General features: G+C 56.9%; 21 protein-coding genes and 2 pseudogenes. 8 read left to right on the forward strand and 15 right to left on the reverse strand.

What is annotated here, in order from left to right; translation table 11 throughout:
- Positions 1–297: 297 nt before the first annotated feature.
- The 3 genes from J2J99_RS30310 to J2J99_RS30320 all read right to left on the reverse strand — a co-directional run bounded on the left by J2J99_RS30310 (position 298) and on the right by J2J99_RS30320 (position 3,039).
- The gene (locus J2J99_RS30310) at positions 298–795 is read right to left on the reverse strand and encodes a GNAT family N-acetyltransferase (RefSeq protein ID WP_245515214.1); all 498 of its coding nucleotides are present in this window, start codon (positions 793–795) and stop codon (positions 298–300) included.
- A 151-nt stretch (positions 796–946) separates the two neighbouring features.
- Complete coding sequence (locus J2J99_RS30315) at positions 947–1,618, reverse strand: HAD family hydrolase (RefSeq protein WP_168301799.1); 672 nt, start codon at positions 1,616–1,618, stop codon at positions 947–949.
- Positions 1,619–1,752: 134 nt separating this feature from the next.
- Positions 1,753–3,039 carry a DegT/DnrJ/EryC1/StrS family aminotransferase gene (locus J2J99_RS30320; protein ID WP_168301800.1) on the reverse strand — a complete coding sequence of 429 codons (1,287 nt, stop codon included), beginning with the start codon at positions 3,037–3,039 and terminating at the stop codon, positions 1,753–1,755.
- Positions 3,040–3,493: 454 nt separating this feature from the next.
- On the opposite strand from J2J99_RS30320, the gene J2J99_RS30325 reads away from it, so the two are divergent.
- On the forward strand, positions 3,494–4,768 hold the full coding sequence (locus J2J99_RS30325; RefSeq protein ID WP_168301801.1) for an ROK family protein: 1,275 nt from the start codon (positions 3,494–3,496) through the stop codon (positions 4,766–4,768).
- A 94-nt stretch (positions 4,769–4,862) separates the two neighbouring features.
- On the opposite strand, the pseudogene J2J99_RS30330 reads toward J2J99_RS30325, so the two are convergent.
- The 8 genes and pseudogenes from J2J99_RS30330 to J2J99_RS30365 all read right to left on the reverse strand — a co-directional run.
- Positions 4,863–5,531: pseudogene (locus J2J99_RS30330) on the reverse strand (methyl-accepting chemotaxis protein); the annotation flags it as partial.
- A 39-nt stretch (positions 5,532–5,570) separates the two neighbouring features.
- A protein-coding gene (locus J2J99_RS30335) for an IS3 family transposase (protein ID WP_168302474.1) occupies positions 5,571–6,658 on the reverse strand; the annotation gives its coding sequence in 2 pieces (ribosomal slippage) (positions 5,571–6,397 and positions 6,397–6,658; 1,089 coding nt in all).
- 65 nt (positions 6,659–6,723) lie between these two features.
- Entirely contained in the window at positions 6,724–7,995 is a 1,272-nt protein-coding gene (locus J2J99_RS30340; RefSeq protein ID WP_246763172.1) for a HAMP domain-containing protein, read from the reverse strand.
- Positions 7,996–8,171: 176 nt separating this feature from the next.
- A complete protein-coding gene (locus J2J99_RS30345) occupies positions 8,172–9,338 on the reverse strand; it encodes an ABC transporter ATP-binding protein (protein WP_127431439.1) in 1,167 nt (388 codons plus the stop codon).
- 79 nt (positions 9,339–9,417) lie between these two features.
- Positions 9,418–10,443, reverse strand: coding sequence for a Gfo/Idh/MocA family protein (locus J2J99_RS30350; protein ID WP_168301595.1), 1,026 nt, complete (start codon positions 10,441–10,443; stop codon positions 9,418–9,420).
- Positions 10,444–10,470: 27 nt separating this feature from the next.
- Entirely contained in the window at positions 10,471–11,304 is an 834-nt protein-coding gene (locus J2J99_RS30355; protein WP_168301594.1) for a carbohydrate ABC transporter permease, read from the reverse strand.
- 1 nt (position 11,305) lies between these two features.
- Positions 11,306–12,235 carry a carbohydrate ABC transporter permease gene (locus J2J99_RS30360; RefSeq protein WP_168301593.1) on the reverse strand — a complete coding sequence of 310 codons (930 nt, stop codon included), beginning with the start codon at positions 12,233–12,235 and terminating at the stop codon, positions 11,306–11,308.
- Positions 12,236–12,305: 70 nt separating this feature from the next.
- On the reverse strand, positions 12,306–13,760 hold the full coding sequence (locus tag J2J99_RS30365) for an ABC transporter substrate-binding protein (protein ID WP_168301592.1): 1,455 nt from the start codon (positions 13,758–13,760) through the stop codon (positions 12,306–12,308).
- A gap of 286 nt (positions 13,761–14,046) precedes the next feature.
- Between J2J99_RS30365 and J2J99_RS30370 the strand changes: the two genes are divergently transcribed.
- Positions 14,047–15,306: an ROK family transcriptional regulator gene (locus tag J2J99_RS30370; protein ID WP_168301591.1), complete on the forward strand. Its 1,260-nt coding sequence runs from the start codon at positions 14,047–14,049 to the stop codon at positions 15,304–15,306.
- Between the two features lie 119 nt (positions 15,307–15,425).
- Here the strand turns inward: J2J99_RS30370 and J2J99_RS30375 are convergent, their stop codons facing one another.
- Complete coding sequence (locus J2J99_RS30375) at positions 15,426–16,616, reverse strand: ROK family transcriptional regulator (protein ID WP_246638697.1); 1,191 nt, start codon at positions 16,614–16,616, stop codon at positions 15,426–15,428.
- A 107-nt stretch (positions 16,617–16,723) separates the two neighbouring features.
- Here J2J99_RS30375 and J2J99_RS30380 point away from each other — a divergent pair, with 107 nt between their 5' ends.
- Genes J2J99_RS30380 through J2J99_RS30395 form a run of 4 tightly spaced genes read left to right on the forward strand, consistent with a single transcriptional unit; the run spans position 16,724 to position 21,472 of the window.
- Positions 16,724–17,728: an extracellular solute-binding protein gene (locus J2J99_RS30380; RefSeq protein WP_168301590.1), complete on the forward strand. Its 1,005-nt coding sequence runs from the start codon at positions 16,724–16,726 to the stop codon at positions 17,726–17,728.
- Positions 17,729–17,778: 50 nt separating this feature from the next.
- A complete protein-coding gene (locus tag J2J99_RS30385) occupies positions 17,779–18,783 on the forward strand; it encodes an ABC transporter ATP-binding protein (RefSeq protein ID WP_168301589.1) in 1,005 nt (334 codons plus the stop codon).
- Positions 18,780–20,489, forward strand: a complete 1,710-nt coding sequence (locus J2J99_RS30390) for an ABC transporter permease (RefSeq protein WP_168301588.1) — start codon at positions 18,780–18,782, stop codon at positions 20,487–20,489. The genes J2J99_RS30385 and J2J99_RS30390 overlap by 4 nt, the downstream gene beginning before the upstream one ends.
- 17 nt (positions 20,490–20,506) lie before the next feature.
- Positions 20,507–21,472 carry a sugar phosphate isomerase/epimerase family protein gene (locus J2J99_RS30395; protein WP_168301587.1) on the forward strand — a complete coding sequence of 322 codons (966 nt, stop codon included), beginning with the start codon at positions 20,507–20,509 and terminating at the stop codon, positions 21,470–21,472.
- Positions 21,473–21,557: 85 nt separating this feature from the next.
- Here J2J99_RS30395 and J2J99_RS30400 read toward each other — a convergent pair.
- From J2J99_RS30400 to J2J99_RS30410, 3 genes and pseudogenes are all read right to left on the reverse strand, one after another.
- A pseudogene (locus tag J2J99_RS30400) lies at positions 21,558–22,263 on the reverse strand (transposase); the annotation flags it as partial.
- A 61-nt stretch (positions 22,264–22,324) separates the two neighbouring features.
- Complete coding sequence (locus J2J99_RS30405; RefSeq protein WP_168301586.1) at positions 22,325–23,536, reverse strand: NADP-dependent isocitrate dehydrogenase; 1,212 nt, start codon at positions 23,534–23,536, stop codon at positions 22,325–22,327.
- Between the two features lie 143 nt (positions 23,537–23,679).
- A complete protein-coding gene (locus J2J99_RS30410) occupies positions 23,680–24,402 on the reverse strand; it encodes a Crp/Fnr family transcriptional regulator (protein WP_168301585.1) in 723 nt (240 codons plus the stop codon).
- 513 nt (positions 24,403–24,915) lie between these two features.
- Between J2J99_RS30410 and J2J99_RS30415 the strand changes: the two genes are divergently transcribed.
- Positions 24,916–25,797, forward strand: a complete 882-nt coding sequence (locus tag J2J99_RS30415) for a glucosamine kinase nucleotide-binding domain-containing protein (RefSeq protein ID WP_168257357.1) — start codon at positions 24,916–24,918, stop codon at positions 25,795–25,797.
- On the forward strand, positions 25,794–26,558 hold the full coding sequence (locus tag J2J99_RS30420; RefSeq protein WP_168301584.1) for a GntR family transcriptional regulator: 765 nt from the start codon (positions 25,794–25,796) through the stop codon (positions 26,556–26,558). The genes J2J99_RS30415 and J2J99_RS30420 overlap by 4 nt, the downstream gene beginning before the upstream one ends.
- Positions 26,559–26,880: the final 322 nt, after the last annotated feature.

Below are 26,880 nucleotides of genomic sequence, written 5' to 3' on the forward strand. Positions count from 1 at the left end.
TCGCTACTTTGTACGGCTTGTTCGTGCGGCCTTTGCAACAGCCCATCACAGCAGTGGCTAAGGCTTGGGAGAGCGAAATCCTGGGGGGTGCCCGTAGTGCGAGGAAGTTTTTAGCCGGCCCACTATCGCTGCGATGTGCCGGCAATAACACGCTCTTCAACATCAAGATGATCCATAAATCAGCTTCCACCCAAGGCGCTGCGTTGCCACGTCGCGACGTCGCGTGCTCAAGCGTTGAGAGAGTTGTCATGAAAGCAGCTTGGAGCTCCGGCGCAATTATTTCGTCCTAGCGTAGCCTCAGTTGAGAGGAAGCAGGGCTTTCTTCATTAACGCCGCTTCGCCATACGATGTTTGGACGTGATCAATTGCCCGCCAGCCGCTCTTCTCGTAAAGAAGTTGCGCGTCCTCTGTTGTCAGATAAAGACTCTTGCAACCGAGGCACGATGCTTCGTGCTCGAGCCGCTCGATCAACAACCTGGCTATTCCTTTTTTGCGGTGAAATGGATGGACAAAAAGCGACTTAAGCCAAGGGGATAGATGAGATTTTCCATCGAAATCACGATCAGCCAACGTGACCATTCCTACTGGCAACGCGTTTTCGATGGCGACTAGTGTTAGCGGCATCGAGCTTTTTGTTGCCGCTTCAAACTCGCCTCGCGTTTGTTCGTACGAGCCATTTGATTGACAACCCCATTGTCCGAAAGACCAACTTGCGCAAATGGAAATGAAATTCGGAAATCTTTCTAGGTACTCGATCGTTACCGGAGTTCCAGCTACCATTGCTTTCTCGGTCATAGTGTCTCCATTTTTTGGCGGGCCGAGCAATCGCGTGACGATCGGTCAACTTGAGGTGAAGCCCGTGCACTAGTGAGCTATCGGACCTCACGATATATCCTGCACGGTGACGCCGCGATTCAAGACGGGTCGCCAGCACGCAACAGCGTGATCACAAACCTGCTAAGATTTGTGGCAACGCGGTCATGCGGCTAAACAGCTTAGTGGCACCTGCTTCCATCAGTTTGTCTCCGTGCCCAGGAAGGCAATGCGAAGCACCTACGAAGCCAATCACCATCATCCCGGCTGCCACCGCCGCCTGAGTGCCAGCAACGCTGTCTTCAATAACGAGACAACTGCTAGCCGGTGTGTTCATATGATCTGCTGCAAACAGAAACAGATCCGGCGCAGGCTTACCACTCGCAACCTGCGAAGCGCTGAAGACATGGGGCCAAAAGTAATCATGTAGGTCCGTGACTTTAAGCGCCAAGGAAAGCTTTGCAGCATCGCTGTTCGACGCCACGCACTTCTTTAAATTAATGGTCTCCAAGGTTTGCCGAACGCCGCTGATTGCATGCAGATCGCGAGGATATCGTTTTGCAACTTCGGCCATCACACATTCATGATGATCCTCCGGTAGGCGTAAGTCGCCCTCGGATTCTATGACTGAATAACTTTGCTGGTCAGTCATCCCTATGAAGCGATCGTTATACTCTTCAGCCGATATGATGTAGCCGAATTTCGCCAAAGCTTCGATGTGCACCGCAGTTGCAATAAGCTCACTATCGACGAGAACCCCATCGCAGTCGAAGATCAGTAGTTCCGGACGTTTTGAAAAAGACATAAGCAGTCCTCATTATAGAATGACTCTGAGGTTTGTCCCAGTTCCAGCTTTCAATCTTCCAGGCATTGAGCAGGGTAGGATTGTATCCGATCGGATGTTGACCATTGCGGCACTGGGAAATTGATGCGTCGTGCTCAGCCGGAAATTGCTTCTGCCGCGATCTTCGGACCTTGCTTATGAAGAGCATTCCAAACCTTGTGAAACGCCTCTGCATAAAGCTCCATCAATTCGCCATTGTTGGGTGGCGCAATCTCCGAGACGTAAAACATCGTATCCAACAGTTTCACTGTGTTCGGGAAATCGGCGGCCTTCCAGTTGTCGCAAATGTCTGGAAGATATTCGAATACGGGCTTCGTGAGCCAAACACAGATAGGCACGCCTTCGGCCTGCAGAGACCTGACCACGAAATCCCTTGCAGCCGGGCCGGGTGCGAAGCCAAGCGCCTCAGGTTCGATCCGGAGGGGAAAGTTGAGCATCGAATGGTCGCAGTCGGATGGGTTGAAGAGAGGAGATATGCCCACAAGTTCGCCGATCATCTCCCATAAAAGCTTGCAATTGTCTCTTCGGATTTGCAGTTGCGTATCCATCTCTGTTACCCGCAGCTTCGCTATAGATGACGAGAATACGTTCGGCCTGTAGTTGTACCCTTGGGAATAGGGCGAGAATATTCGCGCTCCACTTCGAGACGAGCTGGACAGCGATACGCGATCAACATGTGCAATCAAGTTGGCGTCTTCCGTAATGACAAATCCCAGTTCGCCGGCCCCAAGGTGCTTGGCGCCGTTTCCGGATAGAGCGAGCGCGTCTGCATCAAGATGCGCACCGCCGACGATTGCTTTCGCGGCGCCGATTGATTGGCAGATGTCGTCGATCACAGCAATGCCCTGAGCTCGCGCTGCAGACCTCGCGTCGGGGACGAGAACATTGTTTCCGAAAAGGTGAGTGACTAAAACTGCAGCTACATTAGGGTTGAACTTTTCAGCGGCCGCGCGCTGATCAATCCCGGCCAAGTTCATGTCGACATCAACGAAGACGGGTTCGAGACCGCTGATTTTGATTGGTCCTACCGCTCCTGGCCAATTCAGTGCCGCGGTAACGACTTGCTCGCCTCGCTCTTTGACGTAGTCGAGCTCGATGTGAATGGCCGCCGTTCCGCTGCCGACAGCGCGCACTTGCCACTTCCCAGTCCAGCTTGCAAGATCTTGTTCCAAATCGCTCACGATTGGGTGGTTAACGCGGTGATACCTTCCACCATCCACAACACCTTGGAGTGCATGCAAGTGCTTATTCTCCGCGGCGGGCCAAGGTGTAACACGTCCCTGGGGGACCACAGGCTTCCCACCGAAAACGGCGAGCTTCTCGCCTGAGAAAGCACCAGTTGTGTTGCGAGTTATGAGCCGTAGTGCACCGAATCCGTTCATCACGTTCTCCAATCATGCTCACTAGAATGCTGATCAGCCCACACAAACGCTAGCACTGCTTTCCCACGTTTGGTAGCTAAATTACAGTATATCACAAAGTATATTATAAAGTAGAATTAGGAGCAGGCGGGCACAATAATTATGTTACTGAATATTTGTTGTATATTGGCGGACGGGCGCCTAAGGCGTCACTTTGGTCAGCTTCTGTGCGGAGCACGTTGGAAATTTCAATAGTTTTTTAACGGCTGGCCGGACAACTGAGATCACTGAATGAAGCTGGGGACGGGAACCGGCCAAAGTTTCCCGTAACGCCCGGTGCCGATTGAAGAAGCGTTGGACCAACAGCACATTGCCACCCCAGCTCATAATCCGAGCCCCACCGAATGGCGAAAGGTCGCCCTCCGCTAGTACTGGCCGTTGGTGGCAATGGAATTCGGCAACAGGATTGGATGCTATGGAATCCTTGATAAGAAGACACGAAGCTCATCGACTGGGAGAACGCGAGGGCAGTCCTGACGATCACCATATTGATGAGAGCACTAAGGGTATTGTACTGGCTCAAAGATTGATTCCAACGGGAACCTTGGGCGCCGCGAATCGGGGCCGATTGTTGCAAGCCTTGTACGACATAGGGCCATCTAGCAGAGCGGATCTCGCCCGCCTTACCGGTGTGACTCGAGGAACTATCGGAGGGATTGTGCAGCCCCTGATCGATCAGGGTGTTCTTGCGGAAGGAGAAGTGATACCTCCGAACGAAACAGGGGGCAAGCCAGCTACCAAGTTATGGTTTTCCAAGGATGCAAGACCTATGTGCGCGGTGCTCCTGCTGCACGACCGCGTGAGTGCGTGTTTGGTCTCTTTGGAGGGCGAGGTCTATGCTCAACACGCCGCCGATTTTCCGAAGAACCTAACACACCCCTCCGACGCCTCACGTATTATATGCACCTGTGTCGAAGAAACTATCGCATCTGGCAAGCCGATCTTAGGGATAGGTGTAGCAGTGGCTGGAACGATCAATACGGAGACGGGCACAATTGTGACCGTCAGTCTCGGGCCATTCCTGGACGGCTTACCCCTCGAAGCCGAGTTGCACAAAAGATTTGGAGTTACCGTGTGTGTCGATCAGGATACCAGAGCTTTGCTGGTTGGAGACCGATGGTTTGGGCAAGGCCGCGGTCGGAGAAACTTCGCCTCGGTCCATATCGGCGAGACTTTGGGTGGGGCGCTTTACCTTGATGGGCATCTCTATCGGGGATCCGCAGGTGCAGGCGGTGAAATCGGTCATACGACCGTAGACATCAAAGGTCGGTTATGCCAGTGCGGCCGACGCGGATGCTGGGAAACAATCGCCAGCTCGAAGTGGTTAGCAGACGAGGCCAAGGTCAGGCGGCTGCCACAACCTCACTCATTGGATGTGAGCCGATTATTGACTCTGGCCAACGACAATGTCCCAGGCGCAAGAGAATTACTTCGCGACTACGCGTTCAATATCTCGGTCGGTCTGGCGAACCTCCAGCAGTTCATGGCGCCCAATTTCATCATTATTCACGGCGACATCGTACGAGGGGGAAACCCGATGCTTCATTTAATCCAGGAAAGCTTTCGGGAATTGGTATTCCATCGCCCGGGTGATGAAATTGCCCTTGCTTTCGGAGACAGCGAATGCCTGGCGGCTTTACGCGGTGCCGCCAGTCTTCTTCTTTCTGACTTGCTGAATTTCGTCATCTAATGACATCCGCTACAGATCCTCGGGAAGCTTCTTAAGTGGCGGCAAAATGGACTCCATTTGAAGCAATCTGGGAACGACCTGAGGCGGTCCGCGGTCATTGCCGGGATCTATCTGCAACTCGACGGTCACTCACTGTGCCGAGTGCGTTCGCGACCTCTTCAAGCATCCGGCTTGCTGGCGAAGACATTGACGCTGTCTCCGGGTTGGTTTGACTGGTCTGCCTCTCAGAGAGAGCATTCTCAATTTGAAACTCCGCTACAATCCCGCGCAACTGTTTTGCCTCGATGGCAAGTGCCGTACTTGCAGCCGTGGATTCCTCGGCCATGGCTGCATTTTGCTGCGTAACCTGATCCATTTGATTGACTGTCCGGTTGACCTCAAAAAGGGTTGCGGACTGTTCGTTGGAAGCGGCGGTGACGGCATCAAGCTGAGTGTTGATCAGGACTATCTGTTGAATGATAATCTTGAGTGCATCGCCGGTGTCTCGGACCAGCTTGACGCCACTGCTGACCTCATCAACCGAATTGAGGATAAGATTCTTGATTTCTTTTGCTGCGTGCGCGGAGCGTTGAGCAAGCTCCCGCACCTCCTGGGCAACCACCGCGAAACCTTTTCCTGCCTCGCCGGATCGTGCCGCCTCGACGCCTGCGTTGAGCGCCAGAAGATTGGTCTGAAACGCGATTTCGTCGATGACCCCCACAATACTGGAGATCTGCGAGGATGACTGTTCGATGCGTTGCATTGCTGCCACAGCGCTTGAGACGGTAATCCTCCCCGTTTTAACGGGGTTTGACTGTAGAATTTACGCGGCCATTTTCAGTTTCTGAGCGGGTGTGACGCCGCCAATGCCCATGTTGGGCCGTTCATGGTTATATGTCCAAAGCCACTCTGTGGCGATCTCCTGCACCTCCGTTATGCTGTCAAAAATATACAGATCAAGCCATTCATGCCGAACGGTTCGATTGTAGCGCTCGACATAGGCGTTCTGTTGCGGTTTGCCTGGCTGAATGTAATTCAGGGCAATTCCCCGTGTTTCAGCCCATTCCATGAGCGTGCCGCTGACGTATTCCGGGCCGTTATCAACCCTGATCGCCAGCGGCTTGCCCCGCCATTCGATGATCTGGTTGAGACTGCGCACGACCCTTTCGGCGGGTAGCGAGAAGTCGACTTCAATGCCCAAGCCCTCGCGGTTGAAGTCGTCCAACACGTTCAGAAGCCTGAACTGGCGACCGTCTGCGAGACGGTCGGCCATGAAATCCATCGACCAGACCATATTCGGCGCAGCCGGAACTGCCAATTCATCCGGCTTCTCGCGCTTCAGCCGCCGGCGAGGCTTGATCCGCAGATTCAGCTCAAGCTCCCGGTAGATGCGGTAGACCCGCTTGTGGTTCCAGCGATACCCCTGAACATTGCGCAGGTGCAGGAAGCAGAGGCCAAAACCCCACGTCTTCTTTATCTTCACAAGCCCAAGCAACAGATCGGCAATCTGCTCGTTGTCGACATTGCGTTGTGGGCTATACCGGTAACAGGTTTCGCTGACGCCAAACGTCCGGCACGCCAGCGCGATACTCACACCGCGTTTCGCCACTGCTTTCTCGGCCAGCTCCCGGCGCTGAGATGGCCGCGTCATTTTTTTCCAAGAGCCTCCTTCAACAGATCGGCTTGCATGCTCAAATCCGCATACATCCGCTTCAGGCGGCGGTTCTCTTCTTCCAGCGCCTTCATCTGGCTCACCATGGAGGCGTCCATCCCGCCATACTTCGCACGCCACTTGTAAAACGACGCGGTGCTGATGCCATGTTCGCGGCACAGGTCAGGAACAGGCATCCCACCCTCCGCCTGGCGTAACACCGACATGATCTGGGCTTCGCTAAATCGGCTCTTCTTCATCAAAATCTCCTCGAGCATCTTGCCGAGAAAATTCTACTTTTGAACCCCTTTAATGCCCGGGAGGATTACCAGACCACTTCGCCGGAGTGGCGCGCCGACTTGTTTGCCTCGATCGCAACATGTCGCGCCTCCGCTGTGCGCTTTGAGGAACTGGCGACGTTCTGGGCAATCTGATCCAAAGCGGCGGCGGTTTGCTCCAGTGAAGCAGCCTGATGCTCTGTGCGGCGTGACAGGTCCTGCGCGCTCAAACTGATTTCCTGCGCCCCGCCATCGATCGATTCAGTTGCGTACGACACAGCTCTCAAGCTCTCAGCGAGTTGGGCAACGGCAGCATTAAAATTCGCCCGTAACGGTTCGAAGTCGTCGGCGAATTTGTCGTCGAGGCTGAACAGGAGGTTCCCATCGGCGAGATGCCTTAGGCCTTCTGCAAGCCCGGAAGTTGCCTCCGCCATATCCTGCGCTCGCCGATGCTCGGTCTCGGCGAGACGCGCACGTTCAATCTCATTTGCTTCACGGCTTGTCTCTGCATCCTTTTCGAAATCGCGCGCCCGTAACTCGTTGTCCTTGAATATCTGTACTGCCCGGGCCATCGATCCGATCTCGTCGCGGCGAATCGTTCCCTTAACAGTCGAAATGAGATCGCCGTCGGCTATGACCTCCATTGTCGTAACCATCTGCTTGATCGGTTTGACCAACCAGGAGCGAATTGCGAGAAAGCCGAAGCACGAGACAGCGAAGAGTGCCACAATAGCTGTTCCCAAACTCAGCACGGACGTGTCACGGACAACGCTTGAAACGTCACCACGCTTTTGCTCTGCGTCCGAAGCGAGTTTTTCCGTGACGGATGTGAATCTCGGTGAGACAGCAGCAAAGGCGGGTTGGCAAAGAGTGAGATAGAGTTGCTGCACCATGGCAAGCTCGGCTTCACTAGTTGCGCCGCGACCAACTGCGATGGCTGCACCACACGTATCGGTCAGGACGGAGAATCCATCCGCCTTCAACTTCGGCAGTTCGCTCTGCCCAGGAACTGCAGCGATCGCCAGATCCATGAACCTGACGAAGTTTTCTCGTGCGTCATTCAAGCCAGCTTCAGCGCGCGCCCTCGCCTCTTTCGACCGTGTCATCACCATGTCGCTGATGCTGGCACGCGCTGTTTCCAGACTTCGGTTCGACTGGGTCAAGCGTAGTGCTGCAGATGCATCTCTATCGAGAAGCTCCTGATATCTGTCGTTAACCTTCAGCATTTGCCGGTTCTGATAGAACGTCAGACCGAGTGCCAGGATGCCGAAGACAGCCACGATGATAAAGAACTTACCGACAATGGAAACGTTTTTCACAGGCCACTCCTCTAAGATCACTTACGGCAGATGGATGTTCAGATTCTGATGGTTTGATGTCTCGGGTTTTAAAAAAATGGCTGCCGCCGACCTCCTAATCGACGACAGCCAAGTTGCCTGGGAGGGCAGGAGAAAAGAGTTGAAACCCCAGATGGCGATAGTAAGTGCACTTTCTGTCAGTCGCGGATCGCAGTCCCGGTTACTGGATCGAACCAGTGCAATTTCTCCAGGTCGACAGTCAATGGCAGCACCTGATTGGGTCGAGGCGTCAGCGCCGGTGGTATACGCGCCACGAGCCGGTTCTTACCCTTATTGAGAAAGTCTTCGGTATCTTCAGCATCGTTGATATTGACCGACGGTGACGCGATGTCGAAGAACACGAAGGTGTCGGCTCCAAGCGCTTCGGCAACCGGGATCTGCTCGTTGAACAACGCCTCGGCCTCGGGACAAACCTTAAACATCTCTGGGCGAATTCCAACAATGACTTGTCGCCCGGCGAAGGCCGACAGTGCCCCCTGGGCTGGGACCGAGAAGGATATTTTCGTTCCAGTTACCGCAGCTTTTAGCGACCCGCCTTCCGCCGTCAGCTCGACCCGAACAAAATTCATGGCGGGCGAACCGATGAACCCCGCGACGAACAGATTGGACGGCTTGTCGTAAAGCATCTGCGGCGTATCGATCTGCTGAAGATTACTCTCCTGTCCATTAAACACCGGCTTCAGCACAGCCACACGATCGCCCATGGTCATAGCCTCGACCTGATCGTGGGTCACATAAAGGGTTGTGACGCCGAGCCGCTGATTAAGGAGCTTCAGCTCGCCGCGCATCTGCACGCGGAGTTTTGCATCCAGGTTGGAAAGAGGCTCATCCATCAGGAACGCCATGGGATGGCGAACGATCGCCCGGCCCATCGCCACGCGTTGGCGCTGACCGCCGGACAATGCCCCGGGCTTGCGCTCTAAATAACGGGTAAGATCAAGCATTTCCGCTGCGTCGCGAACCAGCTTGTCGATCTTGTCCTTGGGCATTTTTCGCTGCTGCAGACCGAAGGCCATGTTGTCGTAAACGGTCATATGGGGGTAAAGCGCGTAGTTCTGAAAAACCATCGCAATATCCCGGTCCTGGGGTTCTGTCTCCGTCACGTCAGCGTCATCCATGAGCAGCCGGCCGCTGTTGAGCGCTTCAAGACCCGCTGCCATCCGCAATAGTGTCGACTTGCCACAACCCGACGGGCCGACCAACACGACGAATTCTCCGTCCGCGACCGAAAAACTTACATTCGCAACGGCAACGGTCCCGTCCGGAAAGGTCTTGCCGATCCCGTCGAAGGTCATGGACGCCATTTTTATGTACTCCCGCATTTTTCAAGCGAGGCAAGCCGCACCGTTTGTGCGGACATGCCCCTCGCCTTTGGTTCCGGCTTTAGCCGATGTTCACAGCCTTGCCGGTCGCGACGGATTCCTCGATCGCCGCCAGGATCTTTGTGTTTGCCAGACCGTCCTGCGCATCTGCCAGCAGCGGAGCGTCTCGCACAACGCTATCGACAAAGCGGGCAATGGATTCCAAGACAAAACCGCCGATCCGTGTCGCGCCGGTTGGTGTTATGCCGATGTAGTCATTGTATTTCAGTCCGCCGTCGACGATCTTGCGCAGGCCGCCATTATGGGTGGGGTCCGCCTGGACCTGGCCCTTTTCACCAACGAACTCGATCTTGAAATCAACAAGCGAAGGATTGTCACGCGACAGGATCCAGCTGTTCTCCATGGTCACGACCGTGCCCTTGGAAAATTCAAGCACCGACACATGGAAGTCTTTCGTATCCACGCCGGCGGCAAATAGGGTACCCGAGCGGGCAACCGAATAAACACGCACGACTTCGTCTGCGAGAATGAAACGTAGGACATCGACGAGGTGGCTGCCCAGGAACCAGAGTGCCGAAGACTTTGCAGCCCAGCTCAGCATTTCGAGCGGAACGAATGTCGTATTCGAAAGACGCGCGGTCCCGTGTTTGGCCAAGCCAATCTGACCATTTTGGATCATGTCACGAACCTGGGCGAGGATCGGATTCACACGGTTGTGGAAATCAATCATCAGCTTGCCCTTGGACTTAGCGGCAGCCGCAGCGATTTCCTCGGCTTCACGCACCGTCGTCGCAAGCGGCTTTTCGCTCAACACGTGTTTATCGGCTTTCAGAGCCGCTAGAATGATCGGCGTGTGGGTAAAGTCAGGCGTTGCGACCGAGATGGCGTCGATCTGATCGCTTGAGATCAGCTTCTGGTAGTCGGTGAAGGCCTGCATTGCGCTGTAGCTTTCCTTCATCTTCAGCGCCCGGCCCTCATCAAGATCGCAGACGCCGACCAGATCGGTCTCCGGCAAGACATTAAAGGTATGGGCATGATTGCCGCCCCAGAGACCGGCGCCGATGACGCCAATTCGCAGTCTATTCATTTCATTACTCCATTCATAAAGGAAAGCTCAGCCCTTCACCGAACCAAAGGTGAGGCCTCGTACGACGTATCGATCGAAAACAAGGAAGATGATCATCGGAGGTATCATCGCGAGCACTGCGGCGGCGGCGATGTAGTTCCAGGTCACTCCGCTCGTTGCGAAATACCCAAGTGTTCCGATCGGAAGGGTGGCGGTCGAGCGTGAGCTCAGCACCAGCGGAAAAGCGGCGTTGTTCCACGCGAACACGAAGGCGAACATCGAGGTAACAATGATCCCAGGACGAACGATCGGTAGCGTGATCCGCAACATGATCGTGTACCAACGGGCGCCGTCGACCCGGGCAGCTTCCTCCAGTTCCACTGGCACCTCATCGATAAAGCTCTTCATCAACCAGACGGAAAACGGGATCGTCAGCGTCTGTAGGACCAGGATCATCGAAAAGTAGGAACCCTGGAGGCCAATGCGCGTGATGAGGATGAAATATGGGATCAGAAACGCGACCGGCGGGGCCATCAACAGCCCGAGATACCACAACATGATGTTCTTCTTGCCGCGGAGCTTGAAACGGGACAACGCGTAGGCTGCGGGAACCGAAAAAGGCAGATTGAGTAGCACAGCACCGATCGCGACGATGAGGCTGTTGAACAGTTGCGGTGCGTTGGTGCCGGGATCGACGAGGATGTGCCGGAATGCGTCGAGATTGGGCTCGAAGGTAAGTTGTGGCGGCATGGTGAATGCCGTCTCGGCCGGGCGGATCGCAAGGGCGATGAACCAAAGGATCGGACCGACGAAGATTGCCAGGAAGAGGAGGCCGGCGGCGTAGGTGAGTGCCGTGTTGAAGCTTGTGTGGCGGCGGGACATTTTACCACTCCTCGTTTCGGAACGCGAAGAAGACATAGAGGGCAACGATGACGTTGACGATCAGGACCGTGATCCAGGTCATGGCGCTGACGAGACCAATGTTGAAGTTCACGAGACCCTGTTCGTAGAGGGAGTAACCAAGGGTACGCGTGGAAGTCCCCGGTCCGCCGCGGGTGAGCACAAGCAAGGTGTCGAAGGTGTTGAATATCTGCATGAAGCGCAGCATGACGATGATGATCGCAGTGCGCTTGATCAGCGGCAGCTTGATCCGCATCAGGATCGTCCACGCAGATGCCCTATCCAGTCGCGCGGCCTCTAAAATCTCATCGGGAACGGCCAAAAGGCTCGCATAGAGGACGATTGCGAAGAACGGTGTCCATTGCCAGATGTCGACGAAGAGGATGGCGGCAAGCGCTGTCGATGGCGAGCCGAGAATGCCTTCCGCGGGAACGGGGAGCCAGAGCGACTGCAACACCCAGCTTAACAGTCCGCCACCGGGATCGTAGAGGTAGCGGAACAAAAATCCGACGACGATCGGCGCGATCGTTGTGGGCAGGATCAACAAGGCGCGCACGATGTTCATGCCGGGCAACGCCTTGAGCAGGATGAGCGCGATCGCCAGGCCGAATATGAACTCAAGCGCCGTGCCAAGGATAGACAGGATCAGAGTATTGGTAAGCGCGGCGCGAAAGTCGAATGCATTGAGGGCCTGCACATAATTTTCGAAGCCAACGAACTGGAGCGGCTCCGGGCCGATTTGCAGATTCCAGAAGTAGAAGCTCGATCTGAGCGCAAACAGCAAGGGGTAGGCGATCAGCGCGAGCAGCATCACGACCGAAGGCGCGATCAACAAGTAAGGCAGGTTTCGTCGGATAAAGCTCTTCCGGGCAGGCCCGAGGGCGCGCGGAGAGCGAACAGTTGTCGTGTGCATGGCCAGATCCAGTTCTTCTTCACGTGGCTGCTGGCGCGACCGCGGTCGCGCCGGCCCGAGGAGAACTCTATTACTTCTTGGCGATCAGGGCTTTGGCCCCGTCAAGAGTATCTGCGTAGCTGTCCTTTTGATAAGGGATCATTAGATTGCCCTTCAGGATGCTCTCGAACAGGCTGTTGGCACGTTCAAGGCCGGTCTTCGGCTCTTCGGTGCCGGTCAGGAGCTGGTTCAATGTAAGGCCCAGCACGCTTTCGACGGCCGTGTAACCAGGTACAGGCGGGCGCGTGACCTTGCCATTGCCCTGCTTCATCATCGCATATTGCACGTCGAGGTAAGGATAGATCGCCTTGACTTCCTCGTCTTCATAGAGCGAAACGCGCGCAAAGTCGGAGAACTGATAGTTGAGGTCCGGCCAAAGAGCCATTTTCTTCTGCGTGGCCTTCGAGGTCGCCCATTTGATGAAAGCGTAGCCTGCCTCTTGCCGTTCCGAGCTGGATGGGATCCCAAGGCTCCAGCCGCCGAGGCTGACCGTCTGAGGCACCCCCTCGGCTTTCGGCAAGGCCGCAGTTGCGTACTTGTCCATGACATCCGACTTCTTGCCGGTCATGTAGCCCGAGTTCTTGATCAGATAGAAGTACGGGGTCCACCAGTAGAACATCCCGATATCGCCCTTGGCAAAACGGGTCCCGGCGTCGAACCAGACATAGTTGATCGCTTCTGGAGGAGACAGCTTGTAGAGCTGCCTGTAAACTTCAACAGACTTGATCCAGGCCGGGCTTGTCAGCTGTGGGGCGAAGTCCCACGGAGCGGCCGGGAACGATTTGAACCAGTTCGCACCGTGGCTTGCCGACACCTGCGTGAACATGTGGACGATCGGCGACGGCTGGGAACCGCAAACAACGGTTGGAAAGAGCGGCTTGCCGCCGAAGGATTTGCCTTCCATCGACTTCAGGGTGTCGATGTATTTCGTCCAGGTCCAGTCTTCCGACGTCTCGGTCGGCGGTGCCGCAATGCCGAGTTCGTCAAAGACATCCTTGCGGTACATGACACCCTGCGCATAGGCGGCGACCGGCAATGTGCCGACCTGGCCGCGCCACATATTCGAGGAGTAAAGGACCTCGGGGATGAAGTCGGAGAGGTCGAATTCGCTGTCCTTGACAATAAAATCGTTCAGCGAGATGATCCAGCCGTTGTCGAGATATTGCCCGAGCCACATCTGGTCGACGACGATGACATCGGCGTCGGAGGTCTTGGCGACAAAGGCAGACACGAGGCGCGATTGAAGGGCGTCATAGGAGAGACTCTCCAGTTCGACTTTGATGCCGGTTTCCTTCTCGTATTCTGGCACCAGCGCCTTCATTGAGAAAAAAAATGGGTCTTCAACGGACAGGACGCGCACGGTGTTCGCATCCTGCGCGGCACCCCTCCGTGGAATGGCCAATGATCCCGCGCCAGCCACAAGAGCTGCGACGGAAGCGCTTTTCAGCAGGTCACGTCGCGACATATTTCCGATATCGATTGTCATAAACAGCCTCCTCAGTTGCTTCGTATCCCAACCCCGGCCCTTCAGCGCAGCCCCTGGGCTTCCGCTTGTCGATACTGAGATTGTTACCCCTAATGTGCTTTTTGTAAGCAGTTAGTTTGTACCTCGCACAAACTTATGTTAGTGTCAAGAAGTTGTCGCGGCGAAAATTCCGGCGGGTACTGCGGTTGTCATCGAGGTCCTGCTTGCATCACCGGAAAGGGCCTTATGTTGTATGGCCGTTCGATAATGTACGGGCTAAAAGGATCCGGTAGATTGGAGAAGAGAATTGAAGTTTGAGAGCCAGCCGTCCTATTCGTTGGGCCAGCGCACCCCTGCCAGCAGAGAAGTCGCCGTCGGCGAGAACGGCGGTAACGTGACACTTGTCTCCCAATCGGCGCTTGGAGCGATAAACCGCGGTCGCGTCCTTCAAGCCTTATATGACAACGGACCCAAAAGCCGGGCAGATCTCGCTCGACTTGCAGGTGTCAACCGGACCACGATAACCGGTATTGTGCAGCCGATGATCGAAGACCAGCTTCTTATTGAGGGAGATGCGTCGCCTTCCGACGTCAAAGGCGGCAAGCCGGCTCGTCCGCTTTATTTTAACCCCGATGCACCAATGCTTGGCGCAGTCCTCCTTCTGCCCGGCACGATACAAACATGCCTCGTGGCGTTAACCGGTGAGATCAAGGCCGTTGCGAAAGCTGAATTTGATACGCATGGCGACACAGAAGCATTCATCGCGGTCATGACGGAGACGCTTACTGCCACACTGTCTCAGGCCCAGCAGGCGCCGTTTGGCATTGGCGTGGCCTCTGCTGGAATGATCGACAGTGACAATGGAACCATTCTCACCGTCAATCTTGCTCCCGTTCTAACGGGACTTCCCCTCGTAGCAATACTACAAGAACGCTTCTCTCTTCCGGTTGCCATCGATCACCACCCCCGTGCCTTGCTTGTTGGGGACAGATGGTTCGGACCCGGTCGCGGTCAACAAAATTTCGCAGCGGTCTATACTGGCGAGGTTCTCGGCGGCGCCTTCTTCATCGACGGCAAGGTCTATCGTGGACTCGCCGGATCCGGCGGCGAGCTCGGGCACACCGTGGTGCAGATCGATGGTGCCCCTTGCAACTGCGGAAAGCACGGCTGCTGGGAGACGGTCGCTGCTCTTCCGTGGTTACGAAAGGAAGCCGCCCGAATGGGCCTGCCGCATCCCAAGAGCGTCAGCTGTGCCAGGCTTGTCAAGGAAGCAGACGAAGGCTCGAATGCGGCAGAGGAGCTTCTCGTCCGTTACACACGGAACGTGGCTTTCGGCATCGTCAATCTGCAGCAAACACTCTCCCTCAACTCCTACGTCCTTCATGGAGACATCGCCGGAGGCGGAATGAAGGCAGCAGAGCTGATCAGGCAGCATGTAGAGCAGCTAGTGGTGAAGAGACCTGGTCAGGAGATATCGATCACGGTGAATGGTATCGGCGAAGGCCATACGGCTCTGCGCGGCGCCGCCGGTCTGGTTTTATCCAGCCACCTCAAGCTGGTCATTTGAGGCTTTGTAGCGACACCGATATGCAACGAAGGGGCTTGCGGACCTGTTGTGTCGATTCGCGCCGGGCAAGGCCTGTCCGGTAGGCTTCTTAAAGAGACTCAGGCGCGCTATCGAATTTTCTAAGGTCGGGATTTGGGCTTGCGACCGTTAAGGTAAGGACTGCCATCGTCTGCGACGGCGGCGGAAAAGAGAGAGGCAAAGAACGGAATGCAGGCCGCCCCGATCGCGCCGGCGCGAGGGCCAAGTCGAGAGGCCTCAACTGCGGCAGCCTCCAAGCCGCGCGACGGGCCAAGGATTGGCTGACTGGAAATTGCGCGTACCAGCCTGTCTGTCACTAGTTCTGGCAGCCGTCCCCCAAGGACAATCAGCGCGGGGTCGAACATCGCCGTAGCTACACGTACCGTCTCGCTGAGCTGCTTTCCGGCGCGTTCAATCCAGATTTCTAACGCCGCTTCGGCGCTATCTGGCAACCGATCGAGGTCGATGAAGTCGTGGATGGCGAAGCCGGCACTGTTGAGGGTGGCAAAAAGGTCTTGGCCGGATGGGCGCGGCTGGTCGTACGGGTAGAGAACTCCGGGCAGGCAGGCGTTTCCATTGACACCGCGGTACGGCCGCCCGTCGATAACCGCCCCTCCCCCGACACCGTGTCCGATGTGAATGAAGAACATCGGATCAGGCTGCGGGATGCGTCCGCCGAACACATACTCTCCGAGCGATGCAGCTGTTCCATCATTCTCGATGTAATAGGGCGCTTCGAAAGTCGCTTTAAAAGCTAGGTCCGCCTCACCATCATCGAAAGCCGGGAAGAAGCTGTGGGCCTTGAGGATGTGCGACATCGTGCCGAAATTGCCGGGCACCGAGCAGCCGACCCCGAGAAGGCGATCTTTAGGCGTGCCAAGATCGGTCAGCATCGCTGCGATAGCAGCCTGCGCCGCCTCTGCCACAGACAAAGCTGTGCTGGTCTCGATGTCTACAGATCGGGAGGTAAGAATCTTACCCGCTAGATCAGCAATTGCTACCTCCATTCGGGAGACCGAGAATGTTATTCCCGCGGAAAGATATCGGTCAGCCCGCAAGCTCAGCAAGCGCCGAGGCTGGCCTTGGGCGCCGGTCCGCTCGACCACCTCGATCAGAAGTCCGATCTCAATTAAGCGACCTATCAGCCGAGTGACAGAAGCACCTGTCATGCCGGACCGTTCCGCCAGGTCGACCCGCGCAATCTGCTTGCCTACGAAAATCAGTTCGACCAGTCGTCGTTCGTTCCGTGAAAGGTCCATTGGTTCCAAGAGTGTCAAATTGTCAGCAGCCAAACAGCTATTGCAATATATATTAAATTACGCAATGTAATTAAACTGTCATGAGGATCCTTTAAGAAAGCCAAACCGGAATGACCGCCAAAATGAAATGGGAGAACACCATGCACCAGATCAAACGATTGTTGAGCCTCGCCGCCGTGCTGATCGCGATCGCCTCTCCGGCTTTGGCAAAGAGTCTCGTCGTTTATTCACCTCAGGGGGAAGAGAACGTTCAATGGATAGTCGCCCAAGCTAAAGCGGCCGGTCACGATGTGCAGTTTCTGCGCGCACCCGGAGGAGAACTTTTTGATCGGCTGGTCGCCGAGAAGAACAACCCCCAGGCCGATGTCGTACTTGGCATGGTCGATACGTCTATGGCTCTGCTCAAAAAGAACGGACTATTCCAGCCATACACCCCAGCCTGGGCGGCGGACCTCCCTGCGCAATACAAGGACAAAGAAGGCATTGTCTACAAATTCTGGAGCACACCAATCGTCATTGCCTATGATTCCGAAAAGCTTGCCCCTGAGCAGGCGCCGAAAAGCTGGCTGGACCTGGCAAGGCGCGAATACAAAGGCAAATACGTCATCGGCAACACCGCCTGGCAGACGACAAGGGTCTATCTTGCCGGCATCTTGGCCCGGTTCCTCGACGACAAGGGCGAAGTCACTCAGGCTGGATGGGATTTTCTTGGCGCATTCTATGCGAACGCGATCGTTGTCGATGACGCCGATGCGCGCAAGGAAGCCTTCAAATCGGGCGGTGCGATCATCAATCTGAACTGGTTCGGCGGCGTCATCAAGGACGCCAAGGAGCTCGGCATGCAAGTCAAGGTCATTGACCCGGAAGGTGCCACGCCCGTCATCTCTGAAGGCGTGGCGATCATGGCGGGAACCGATCAACTGGAGCAGGCAAAGGCATTCGTCGACTGGTTCGGCTCTGCCGATGTCATGGCCGGCTACGCCAAGAAATTCGGTCAGGTTCCGGTGCTGCCGGCGGCGTTGGCCAAATCACCGCCAGAGGTGCAGGCGAATGCGAAACTAGTCAAGGCGCAGCCGATCGATTGGGATGCCGTCGCGCCCAAACTGGACGGCTGGTTGCAGAAGATCGAGCTAGAAATCCGGTGAGGATGTAGGGCCGGGCGACGCAGATCGCCAGGCTTCTCAGGAGTATGTTTATGCCGACCCCGATCCTCATCATCGATAAACTGCATATTGGCTATGGCGACAAGGTTGTCATCAGCGACCTCTCGATTGAGATTCACGAAGGCGAGTTCGTTGCTCTGCTCGGGGCTTCCGGCAGCGGCAAATCCAGCGTCCTAAGGACCCTGGCTGGCTTTCATCCGGTCATGAGCGGTCGGATTATTCTTGAAGGAAAAGATATTACCATCGAGCCTCCGGAGCGGCGCAACGTCGGCATGGTATTCCAGAACTATGCGCTGTTTCCAACGATGACGGCTTTCGAGAATATCGCCTTTGCTTTGCGTGTGGCGAAGATCCCGCAGGGCGAGATTGTCAAGCGTGTCACCCAGATCGCCGAAACATCCGGGATTACGGAGCAACTGCACAAGAAGCCCGCGACCATGTCAGGTGGGCAACAACAGCGGGTCGCGATTGCGCGCGCGCTCGTCGCGGGCTCCAAGCTGCTTTTGTTCGACGAACCATTGTCCAATCTCGACGCCAAGGTGCGAGTGACGATGCGCCGCGAGATCAAGAGGCTCCAGCAGGAATTTGGCTTCACGGCGGTCTTTGTCACGCATGATCAGGAAGATGCACTCACCATGTCCGACACGATCGTCGTGCTGGCGAACGGTGGCGTTGAACAGATCGGTGACGGACGTACTCTTTATCGAAAGCCCGCGACGCCGTTCATCTGCGAGTTTATCGGCACCGCCAACGAGCTGCTCGCACCGGTTGTCGCGCAAATTCTGGGCCGCGACGTTCGGGGGCGCATCTTTGTCCGCCACGAAGATGTGTTCGTCGGGAAAGCGGTAGAAGCCGGGTTGCCGGCGACCGTCCGCCATGTGGAATTTCTTGGCGCCCACAGCCGCATCGACCTGGATGCCGGCGGACACTTAATTTCGGCCGCCAGGATGGGGCACGAGTTACCTGAAATCGGTGAGACCGTGTCCTGGACGGTCCGGCCGGGCTCGGCGCATATCTTCGAGGAAGCGGGCAGATGAACCGCGCGGCGCCCGTCGAGCGCGTAGTCTATTGGATCGGAGTGGCGGCCCTGATCTGGATCGTCATCACCTTCCTGATCCTGCCGCTAGTCGCGTCACTTCATGCGGTCTTTTTCAAGGACGGCAGCCTGGTGGTCGGCCAGATCGCAAGCGAACTTTCAAGATCACGAAGAGTGCGCGCTGCCCTTTGGAACACGCTTTGGATGACGTCAGCGACCATGGTTACGGTGACCATTGTCGGGATGTTCCAGGTCGTCGTCCTTGAATATTTTCACGTACGCGGTCGCGCACTCTTGAAAATCGCCTATGCAACGCCCCTGGTCTTCGGCGGTGTCGTTGCGGCGGCGGGCTACAACTTCACCTATGGTCCCAGCGGTGCGGTGACACATCTGGTGAAGGCCGCCGTCTCCAGCCTCCCGCAAGCCTGGTTCATCGGCTGGTTTGGCGTGCTCTTCACGCATACCTTTCTGATGACCAACTTTTACTATCTTTTTCTGCGCGCTGCGATGCGCCGCGTCGACTACGCAACAATCGAAGCTGCGCGCAGTATGGGTGCCTCGGAATATACGATCCTGTGGCGTGTGGTACTGCCCGCGATCATGCCGACGTTCCTCGCCGTCACCCTTCTCACCCTTTACACCGCAATCAGCTCTTTCGCCGCCCCTCAGGTGCTGGGCGGTCGCGATTTCCACATGCTGAGCCAGATGGTGCTGACCTTGAACAGCCTGCGCCGTCCCGACATGGCCGCCTTACTCGCGCTTATGATGGGACTATGTCTCATGGCGCTTATACTGCTGTCTCAATATTTCGAAGCGCGCGGCTCCTATGTCGGCGGCGCGAAAGCGACTGCGCCCATCCAGCTACGCAAAATTTGCAGCCCCATCGGCAATGCAGTGCTACATTTGTTTGCCTATCTTCTCGTGGCTATCTATACGGTGCCGATCGCGCTTGTCGTACTCTTCTCCTTCGCCCCTGCCGCGAGCATCGGCATCGAAGTGATCCCATCCAGCCTGACACTGAAGAACTATACCCGCGTCTTCACCGAAGGCAGCGCCTTTCTTCCGTTTTTCAACTCCATAGTGATGAGCTTTGTCGCGGTATCGGCGGCGCTCGTCGTTACACTGTTTGCCGTCCCGGTTACTCTTGGCCGCCGCAGTTGGCTGACGCGCCTTCTGGACATCACTTTCTTCCTGCCATGGGTCGTTCCCAGCATTCTGCTTGCAGTCGGGCTGATCGTCACCTTCGACACCCCAAACCCGCTCGTTGGAAACGCAGTCCTCCTCGGGGGCTACTGGCTACTGCCCATCGGCTACGCCATCGTTGCCTTGCCGCTTATGGTGAGATTCCTGCGGGCGGCCTTCATGGGGATCGATCCGGCCTATAACGAGGCGGCCCGCTCGATGGGCGCCACGGGTCTGTATCGCTACCGCCGCATCATCCTGCCGATAGTTGCACCGACAGCTATCCTCGTGGCCGGGATGGCATTCAACGATCTCCTGTCGGAATACCCCTTGTCGGCGTTTCTATACAACGTCAACAACAAGCCGCTGCCGATCGCAATCGTAGACAGCTCGTTGTCCGTCGATCCTGAGCAGGCCGCGCTCAACCTCGTCTACGTCACTCTGATCATGGCGTTTTCACTGGCGATCATTCTGCTGGCCGAGCGCATCGGCCTCGGCAAAGGTCCGGAAACCACAACACTTTAGAACAGGAGACTGATCCATTGGATACCTGCATCACCGTCTGGCATTGGCCGCACCAGGAGCGTTGGTACGACGAAGGCATTCGCAACTCGCTGACCCTGATCAAGGAAGCTGGCTTCACACACATAAACTGGAATCCCGACTCCGGCAGTTCGTACTGGCTGGCCGACGCCGAGATCGAGTTTACAAGCAAGATCGTGGCCGATGCTGGGCTGAAGGTGCACTCGGTTCATGGCAGCAATGGCCGCAATCCGATCACCGAGATCGGCCACAAAAATCACGGTCCTTTCGCGATGGAGATGCGCAAAGACTTGCTGTCGCCTCATGAATGGCAGCGCCGCAGCGGTGTCGAGCTGTTGCGTAACCGTATCGACCTGGCAGCTGCTTTCCAATCCCCCAACGTGGTTCTGCACATCGATATCACCGACAACGTGTTCCGCAGCGAAGCCGCCGAACAGGAGTTCTTCGATCCCCTATTTCAGTCTCTCGACGAGATCAGGCCCTACTGCATCGAAAAAGGCGTGCAGATCGCCGCGGAAACTCTTCTTTGCGCCAACGCCCAAAATTTTCTCAACCTTTATGATCGCCTCTTCGCTCGCTATGGCAAGGAGTTCATCGGTGTCTGTTTCGATTGCGGCCACTGGGAACTGATCGAGCCAGGCAAGCTCACCGTGCTGGAGCGTTTCGCGGATCGCGTCATTGCTACTCACATTCACGACAATTTCGGAGCAGTGGATGACCATCTCTTGCCATTCGACGGACGATTAGATTGGCACACGATCGCCTCGGCGATCGCCTCAACTCCTTATCAGACTCCGCTCAACTTCGAGACGCCAATTGACCGGTATGGGATACCAGAATCCGCCTACTATCGCCGCGCTCACGGTGTTGCTGTTAGGCTTGAGGAGATGGTAGCCGAGGCGCGCGAGAGGAAAAGCAGTGATGGCGAATGCGCCTGCCCTCGACAATTCTTCACTACGTCGTGACAAAGGTAGCAGCGTTGACGTTTGAACCGTTCCGCGGTCCAGATGGATGGACAGTTTAGACCAAAGAATCTGTCGGCTTCGTCGGTGTCGTCGAATGGGTCAGCAAATGGCCTTCGGGGCAGCGAAAGCCATCGGTCTCGGGTTCGAAGACGAACGTCGACTTGCGCATCATGACGGGCTTGGGCGGAGTGGGATTGCGATAGCCTGTGACGCCAAGGATCTGCCGGTCTTCCAGGCCCTTGGCGATGCCCGGCGTAGCATAGCCGGCATCCAGCCCGTCCGCGCCGGCATCGAAGCCGAAACGGGTCTGCTGCCGGTCGAGCCTTGAGAGATAGACGATCGAGTCGTGGACATTGGCTGGCGTGACATAAGTATCGGTGATGATGGCGAGCTTGCCGTCCATCGTGCGATGATCGAGAGAGAAAAAGCCCTTCGGCCTGCCGTCGCGCATCATATAGCCGCTGTCTGAACGCTGCGCGTAACCTTAGTCGTCGTCACCTCCGGCCGGCGTTCCTTGTCCTTCAAGGGCTTCTGGCCGTGCAGCTTGCGTTCGGCCTCGATCGCCGCATCCAGATCGGCCAAGTAGTCGGCGCGCGACTTCTCGACCATTGCAAGATCGTATTCGCCCTTGTTGGCATTGGCCTTCAGATGGGTCGAATCCGTGTAACGCCACCGTGCCGACCAGCCCGTGGCCGATCGCCTGTTCGACGATGTAATCGAAGATGTCCCGGGCAACCGATTTATCGTTGTAACCGCGGCGGTTCTGGGCTGAGCGTCGGGGCGTCGAACACTCGCAGCAATCTGACGGCGGGGAAATCCCCGCCGCTTCGATGTTATTTTGGAAAGGCCGGCTCACGCCATGGCCTTCTGCAGGTTTTGATCGATCTTGTCGAGGAAGGCGGTGGTCGAGAGCCACGGCTGGTCGGGGCCGATCAGCCGCGCCAGATCCTTGGTCATGAAACCGGATTCGACGGTGTCGACGCAGACCTTTTCGAGCGTCGCGGCGAAGCGGGCGAGTTCGGCATTGTCGTCGAGCTTGGCGCGATGCGCCAGGCCGCGCGTCCAGGCGAAGATAGAGGCGATCGAGTTCGTCGAGGTTTCCTGACCCTTCTGGTGCTGGCGATAGTGGCGGGTGACGGTGCCGTGAGCGGCTTCGGCTTCGACCGTCTTGCCATCGGGCGTCAGCAGCACCGAGGTCATCAGGCCGAGCGACCCGAAGCCCTGGGCGACGGTATCGGACTGGACGTCGCCGTCATAGTTCTTGCAGGCCCAGACGTAGCCACCGGACCACTTCAGCGCCGAGGCGACCATGTCGTCGATCAGGCGGTGTTCGTAGGTGATGCCGGCTTCCTTGAACTGATCCTTGAACTCGGTCTCGAAGACTTCTTCGAAAATGTCCTTGAAGCGGCCGTCATAGGCCTTGAGAATGGTGTTCTTGGTGGAGAGATAGACCGGCCACTTGCGCATCAGGCCGTACATCATCGAAGCGCGGGCGAATTCGCGGATCGATTCGTCGAGATTGTACATGGCCATGGCGACGCCGGCGCCCGGCGCGTTGAAGACTTCCTTCTCGATGACGGTACCGTCCTCGCCGACGAACTTGATCGTCAGCTTGCCCTTGCCGGGGAATTTGAAGTCGGTGGCGCGGTACTGGTCGCCGAAAGCGTGGCGGCCGACGACGATCGGCTGCGTCCAGCCGGGAACCAGGCGCGGCACGTTGCGGCAAATGATCGGCTCGCGGAAGATGACGCCGCCGAGGATGTTGCGGATCGTGCCGTTCGGGCTCTTCCACATTTCCTTGAGGTTGAATTCCTTGACGCGGGCTTCATCCGGCGTGATCGTCGCGCACTTGATGCCGACGCCGTACTTCTTGATGGCATTGGCGGCATCGACGGTCACCTGGTCATTGGTGGCGTCGCGGTTTTCGACGGACAGGTCGAAATAGTCGATGTCGAGATCGAGATACGGATGGATCAGCTTGTCCTTGATGAGCTGCCAGATGATGCGCGTCATTTCATCGCCGTCGAGATCGGCGACGGGATTGGCGACCTTGATCTTGTTCATGTATCTGCCTCGTTCGAGCTTGAAGGGGGACGGGGTCCCGGGTGGGTGACGTGATGAGGAGCGCTGCTGGCGCCACAGGCTGGCCTCGCCAACAACCGCGTCGTAATCACGCGCTGATCCCGAATTCGGCAGCTGATCCCGTTCTATGCGCTGATCATCCGCTCCAGCTCATCCATGTTGGGGACGATGATATGTCGAAACTTCTCGATGCGAATGACGCCGCTCTTGCGCAGCCTGGTTATCTGGCGGCTGACGGTTTCGATCGTCAGCCCGAGGAAATCGGCGATCTCGGCGCGGGAAAGCGGCAGGTCGAAGGCGGTGCTCGTGGCCGTTTGCGGTTCGGCGTGGGTGGCGATGAGGTAGAGCAGGCTTGCGACCTTCTCCTCGGCGGTGCGGCGGCCGAGCGTCAGCATCCATTCGCGCGCGGCGTCCAGCTCCTTCAGCGCCAGATCGTGCAGGCTGCGCCGCAGTTCCGGCGTCTCCGATATCATGCGGTCGAGCAGGTCGCGGGGGAAGACGCAGATTTCGACATCGGTCGCAGCCTCAGCCGACAGCGTACTTTCGCGCACGAAGGGCCTGCCGACGAAATCGGGGGCGAATTGCAGGTCGACGATCTGCTGGCGCCCGTCCGGCATCACCTTACAGAGTTTCACCACCCCGCGCATTATGTTCGAATAGAAAGAGCTTTCCGACCCTTGAGCGATGATCTCGCTGCCGGCATCGACCTTGCGGCGCAGCGAGTGGCGGCCGAGATCCTTTAACTGACCGCTCGACAGTACGCCGCAGACGACGCCGTGCCGCGCCTGGCAGGAAGCGCAAGCGACGGGAGTGCCGGCGTCGGAACCCTTACTGCGTGCAACGTCCATGTCCTGATCCCTTCAAAATCCGCGTGTGCCGGATGTGGCTGCGCATGCTGGGCATACTCAGACGCTTACGTCGCGATTGCGGGTTCGGCTATCCCGATTTCCTCCGGCGCGGCTTGATGATTACCAATTTCGCCGGGACCGCGAGTTGATCCAGATCAAAGTTTCCGTGCCATGCTGTTTTGGAAGCGCCTGCCTCGACACGAGGCCGACCCGCAGAATTCTTCAAACTTGAACGACGAAGCAAAGATCTTCCAACCCTGGGCGACGAAGCTGCCGACGTGTTTGCGCACGAGCATATCCCAAATTGTATGACGGCTACTCGCGACGGGGAAAGGGTTCAGGTCGAAAGGCATTATGGGTTGCTTCAGCTGGGTCGCCCATACTCTCCCTAGCCGATTTCGAATTGACAGCCCAGTATGTTTGTGCGACGTACGTACTAAGGCGGTGCGCGCGGCTGGTGCGGCCTGAACGCGATCGACGTTGTGTCAGATGACATCCTGAAGGAACGGGCGGATGACTGTCTACCTAATCGGAATCGACGGCGGTGGCACCAGCTGCCGAGCTGCAGTCGCCGGTGCGAACGGGAGTATCCTTGCGCGCGCTCAAGCCGGGCCAGCTAACATTCTCTCCGATCCGGATACGGCCGTCGACAACATTGCCAGTGCGACCCGCGCGGCTTTCTACGCAGCTGGCATCAATGCGCGTAGCATCGCCTCGGCGCGTGCAGTACTTGGGGTCGCAGGCAATAATGTCGGCGAGGCCGTTCACTACGTGAAAAACAGGCTACCCTTCGCCCAGGCGGACATCGAGTCAGACGGGCTGATCGCGCTACAAGGCGCGCTTGGTGATAAAGACGGAGCCGTCGCCATTTTAGGAACAGGCACGATCTACATTTCCCGCCACTGCGAAACGGTGACCTACGTCGGCGGATGGGGCTTTACTGTGGGCGACCTCGGCAGCGGTGCTCGTATTGGACATGCGCTTTTGCAAGAAACGCTGCTCGCATATGACGGCATCCACGACATGTCCGCGATGACCGCCTCCGTCCTTGCGGAATTCAAAAATGACCCGCGCAATATCGTCGAGTTTGCGCGGCATGCAAAGCCCGGCGCCTTCGGCCGCTATGCGCCGCGCGTATTCGAGCACATGAAACGGGGCGATGCTGTCGCCGCGCGCCTGTTGCAAGAAGCCGCTGTTTCAGTTGACGAAGCACTTGATCGTCTAGTCGCTCGAGGAACGCAGAAGATTTGCCTGCTCGGGGGATTGGGGCCGCTGTATTCGTCCTGGATCGCTGCACGGCATCAAAGTCTACTGGTAACGCCCGAAGGCGATGCACTGAGCGGGGCCGTGGCCCTGGCTGTGTCGCGCTTCGGGCATCTGAAAGCGATCGAATGAGCGACACGCTTGCGGCTATGCTTCCAGGATGGGGCACAGACATCAACGGCGCCGGTCCGCTCTATCAAAGGCTTCGCCTGGCGCTTGAAAAGGCGATCCTGTCGGGTAAACTCAAAGTGGGCGACGTTCTTTATCCCGAACGAGACCTCGCTGAACATCTCCGCGTTAGCCGTGTAACGGTCCGCAAAGCAATCGACCATCTCGTGCAAGACGGATTTCTGGTTCGCCGGCGCGGCTCAGGAACCTTCGTAGCCGGATCGGCGGTCCGCGCAGATCAGCCTCCGTCACGCGCGTATCTTTTGACAGGTGGCATTTCCTGGCTTGGATCGGGCACGAGAGTCGAGTGCATCGAGCGCAGCACGTCCCATCCCGCACCAGAGGAGATGATGACACTCGGCCTGTCAAGCGACAGTCGCGTCGTGCGCATCACCCATTTGCGGAGCTCGGCGGGCCAGCCGATTGCGATTGAACGCATATGCATTTCCTCCGAGTTCCTGCCCGACGCTCGTACCGTTACCTGTTCCATCTGTAACACACTCGCGGACGCAAACTTTAGACCCGTTCGTGCGATCCAACGCACTTTCGCACTTAACATCGAAGATCCGGACGCCACAACGCTTGGCGTCGCGGTCGGAACGGCTGGGCTTTTGACAAAACGCGTTGCCTATCTTGCTTCGGGCCGCGCGATCGAATTCACCCGCTCTCTTTTCCGAGGCAATGCCGAAGGTTTCGTCAGCGAGCTCACCTTTCTCGAAAACTGACCCCTTTTCTTACAAGACAGGATCCTATCATGCACGCCACCATGCAAACGAACATGCGCCGAGAGATCGACGAAGTTCAGAAGCTGCGGCCAGATTGCTCGGTCGCTTAGCGAATGACTTGGCTGCCTTCGATGCGGTTTGCGCGCCCTGGACTCCGAATTCGTCGTCACAGTCGCTCGAGGCTTGTCCGACCACGCCGACATATCCCTGAAATATTCAATCGAGCTAAGCGCGAAATTGCAGTCGCTTCGATTCGGCTGTCACTCGCATCAAACTACGGTCTCGAGCCCAACTTGGTCGCGGGCCGCCTTCCCAAGGCAGC

The sequence above is a fragment of the Rhizobium binae genome (assembly GCF_017357225.1).
In the GTDB taxonomy this organism is placed as follows: Bacteria; Pseudomonadota; Alphaproteobacteria; order Rhizobiales; family Rhizobiaceae; genus Rhizobium; species Rhizobium binae.

What these genes read in the sequence shown, in the direction of transcription:
- J2J99_RS30310 (WP_245515214.1), bottom strand. Translation starts at nt 795, where the DNA reads ATGACCGAGAAAGCAATGGTAGCTGGAACTCCGGTAACGATCGAGTAC.
- J2J99_RS30315 (WP_168301799.1), bottom strand. Translation starts at nt 1,618, where the DNA reads ATGTCTTTTTCAAAACGTCCGGAACTACTGATCTTCGACTGCGATGGG.
- J2J99_RS30320 (WP_168301800.1), bottom strand. Translation starts at nt 3,039, where the DNA reads ATGAACGGATTCGGTGCACTACGGCTCATAACTCGCAACACAACTGGT.
- J2J99_RS30325 (WP_168301801.1), top strand. Translation starts at nt 3,494, where the DNA reads ATGGAATCCTTGATAAGAAGACACGAAGCTCATCGACTGGGAGAACGC.
- J2J99_RS30345 (WP_127431439.1), bottom strand. Translation starts at nt 9,338, where the DNA reads ATGGCGTCCATGACCTTCGACGGGATCGGCAAGACCTTTCCGGACGGG.
- J2J99_RS30350 (WP_168301595.1), bottom strand. Translation starts at nt 10,443, where the DNA reads ATGAATAGACTGCGAATTGGCGTCATCGGCGCCGGTCTCTGGGGCGGC.
- J2J99_RS30355 (WP_168301594.1), bottom strand. Translation starts at nt 11,304, where the DNA reads ATGTCCCGCCGCCACACAAGCTTCAACACGGCACTCACCTACGCCGCC.
- J2J99_RS30360 (WP_168301593.1), bottom strand. Translation starts at nt 12,235, where the DNA reads ATGCACACGACAACTGTTCGCTCTCCGCGCGCCCTCGGGCCTGCCCGG.
- J2J99_RS30365 (WP_168301592.1), bottom strand. Translation starts at nt 13,760, where the DNA reads ATGACAATCGATATCGGAAATATGTCGCGACGTGACCTGCTGAAAAGC.
- J2J99_RS30380 (WP_168301590.1), top strand. Translation starts at nt 16,724, where the DNA reads ATGCACCAGATCAAACGATTGTTGAGCCTCGCCGCCGTGCTGATCGCG.
- J2J99_RS30385 (WP_168301589.1), top strand. Translation starts at nt 17,779, where the DNA reads ATGCCGACCCCGATCCTCATCATCGATAAACTGCATATTGGCTATGGC.
- J2J99_RS30390 (WP_168301588.1), top strand. Translation starts at nt 18,780, where the DNA reads ATGAACCGCGCGGCGCCCGTCGAGCGCGTAGTCTATTGGATCGGAGTG.
- J2J99_RS30405 (WP_168301586.1), bottom strand. Translation starts at nt 23,536, where the DNA reads ATGAACAAGATCAAGGTCGCCAATCCCGTCGCCGATCTCGACGGCGAT.
- J2J99_RS30410 (WP_168301585.1), bottom strand. Translation starts at nt 24,402, where the DNA reads ATGGACGTTGCACGCAGTAAGGGTTCCGACGCCGGCACTCCCGTCGCT.
- J2J99_RS30415 (WP_168257357.1), top strand. Translation starts at nt 24,916, where the DNA reads ATGACTGTCTACCTAATCGGAATCGACGGCGGTGGCACCAGCTGCCGA.
- J2J99_RS30420 (WP_168301584.1), top strand. Translation starts at nt 25,794, where the DNA reads ATGAGCGACACGCTTGCGGCTATGCTTCCAGGATGGGGCACAGACATC.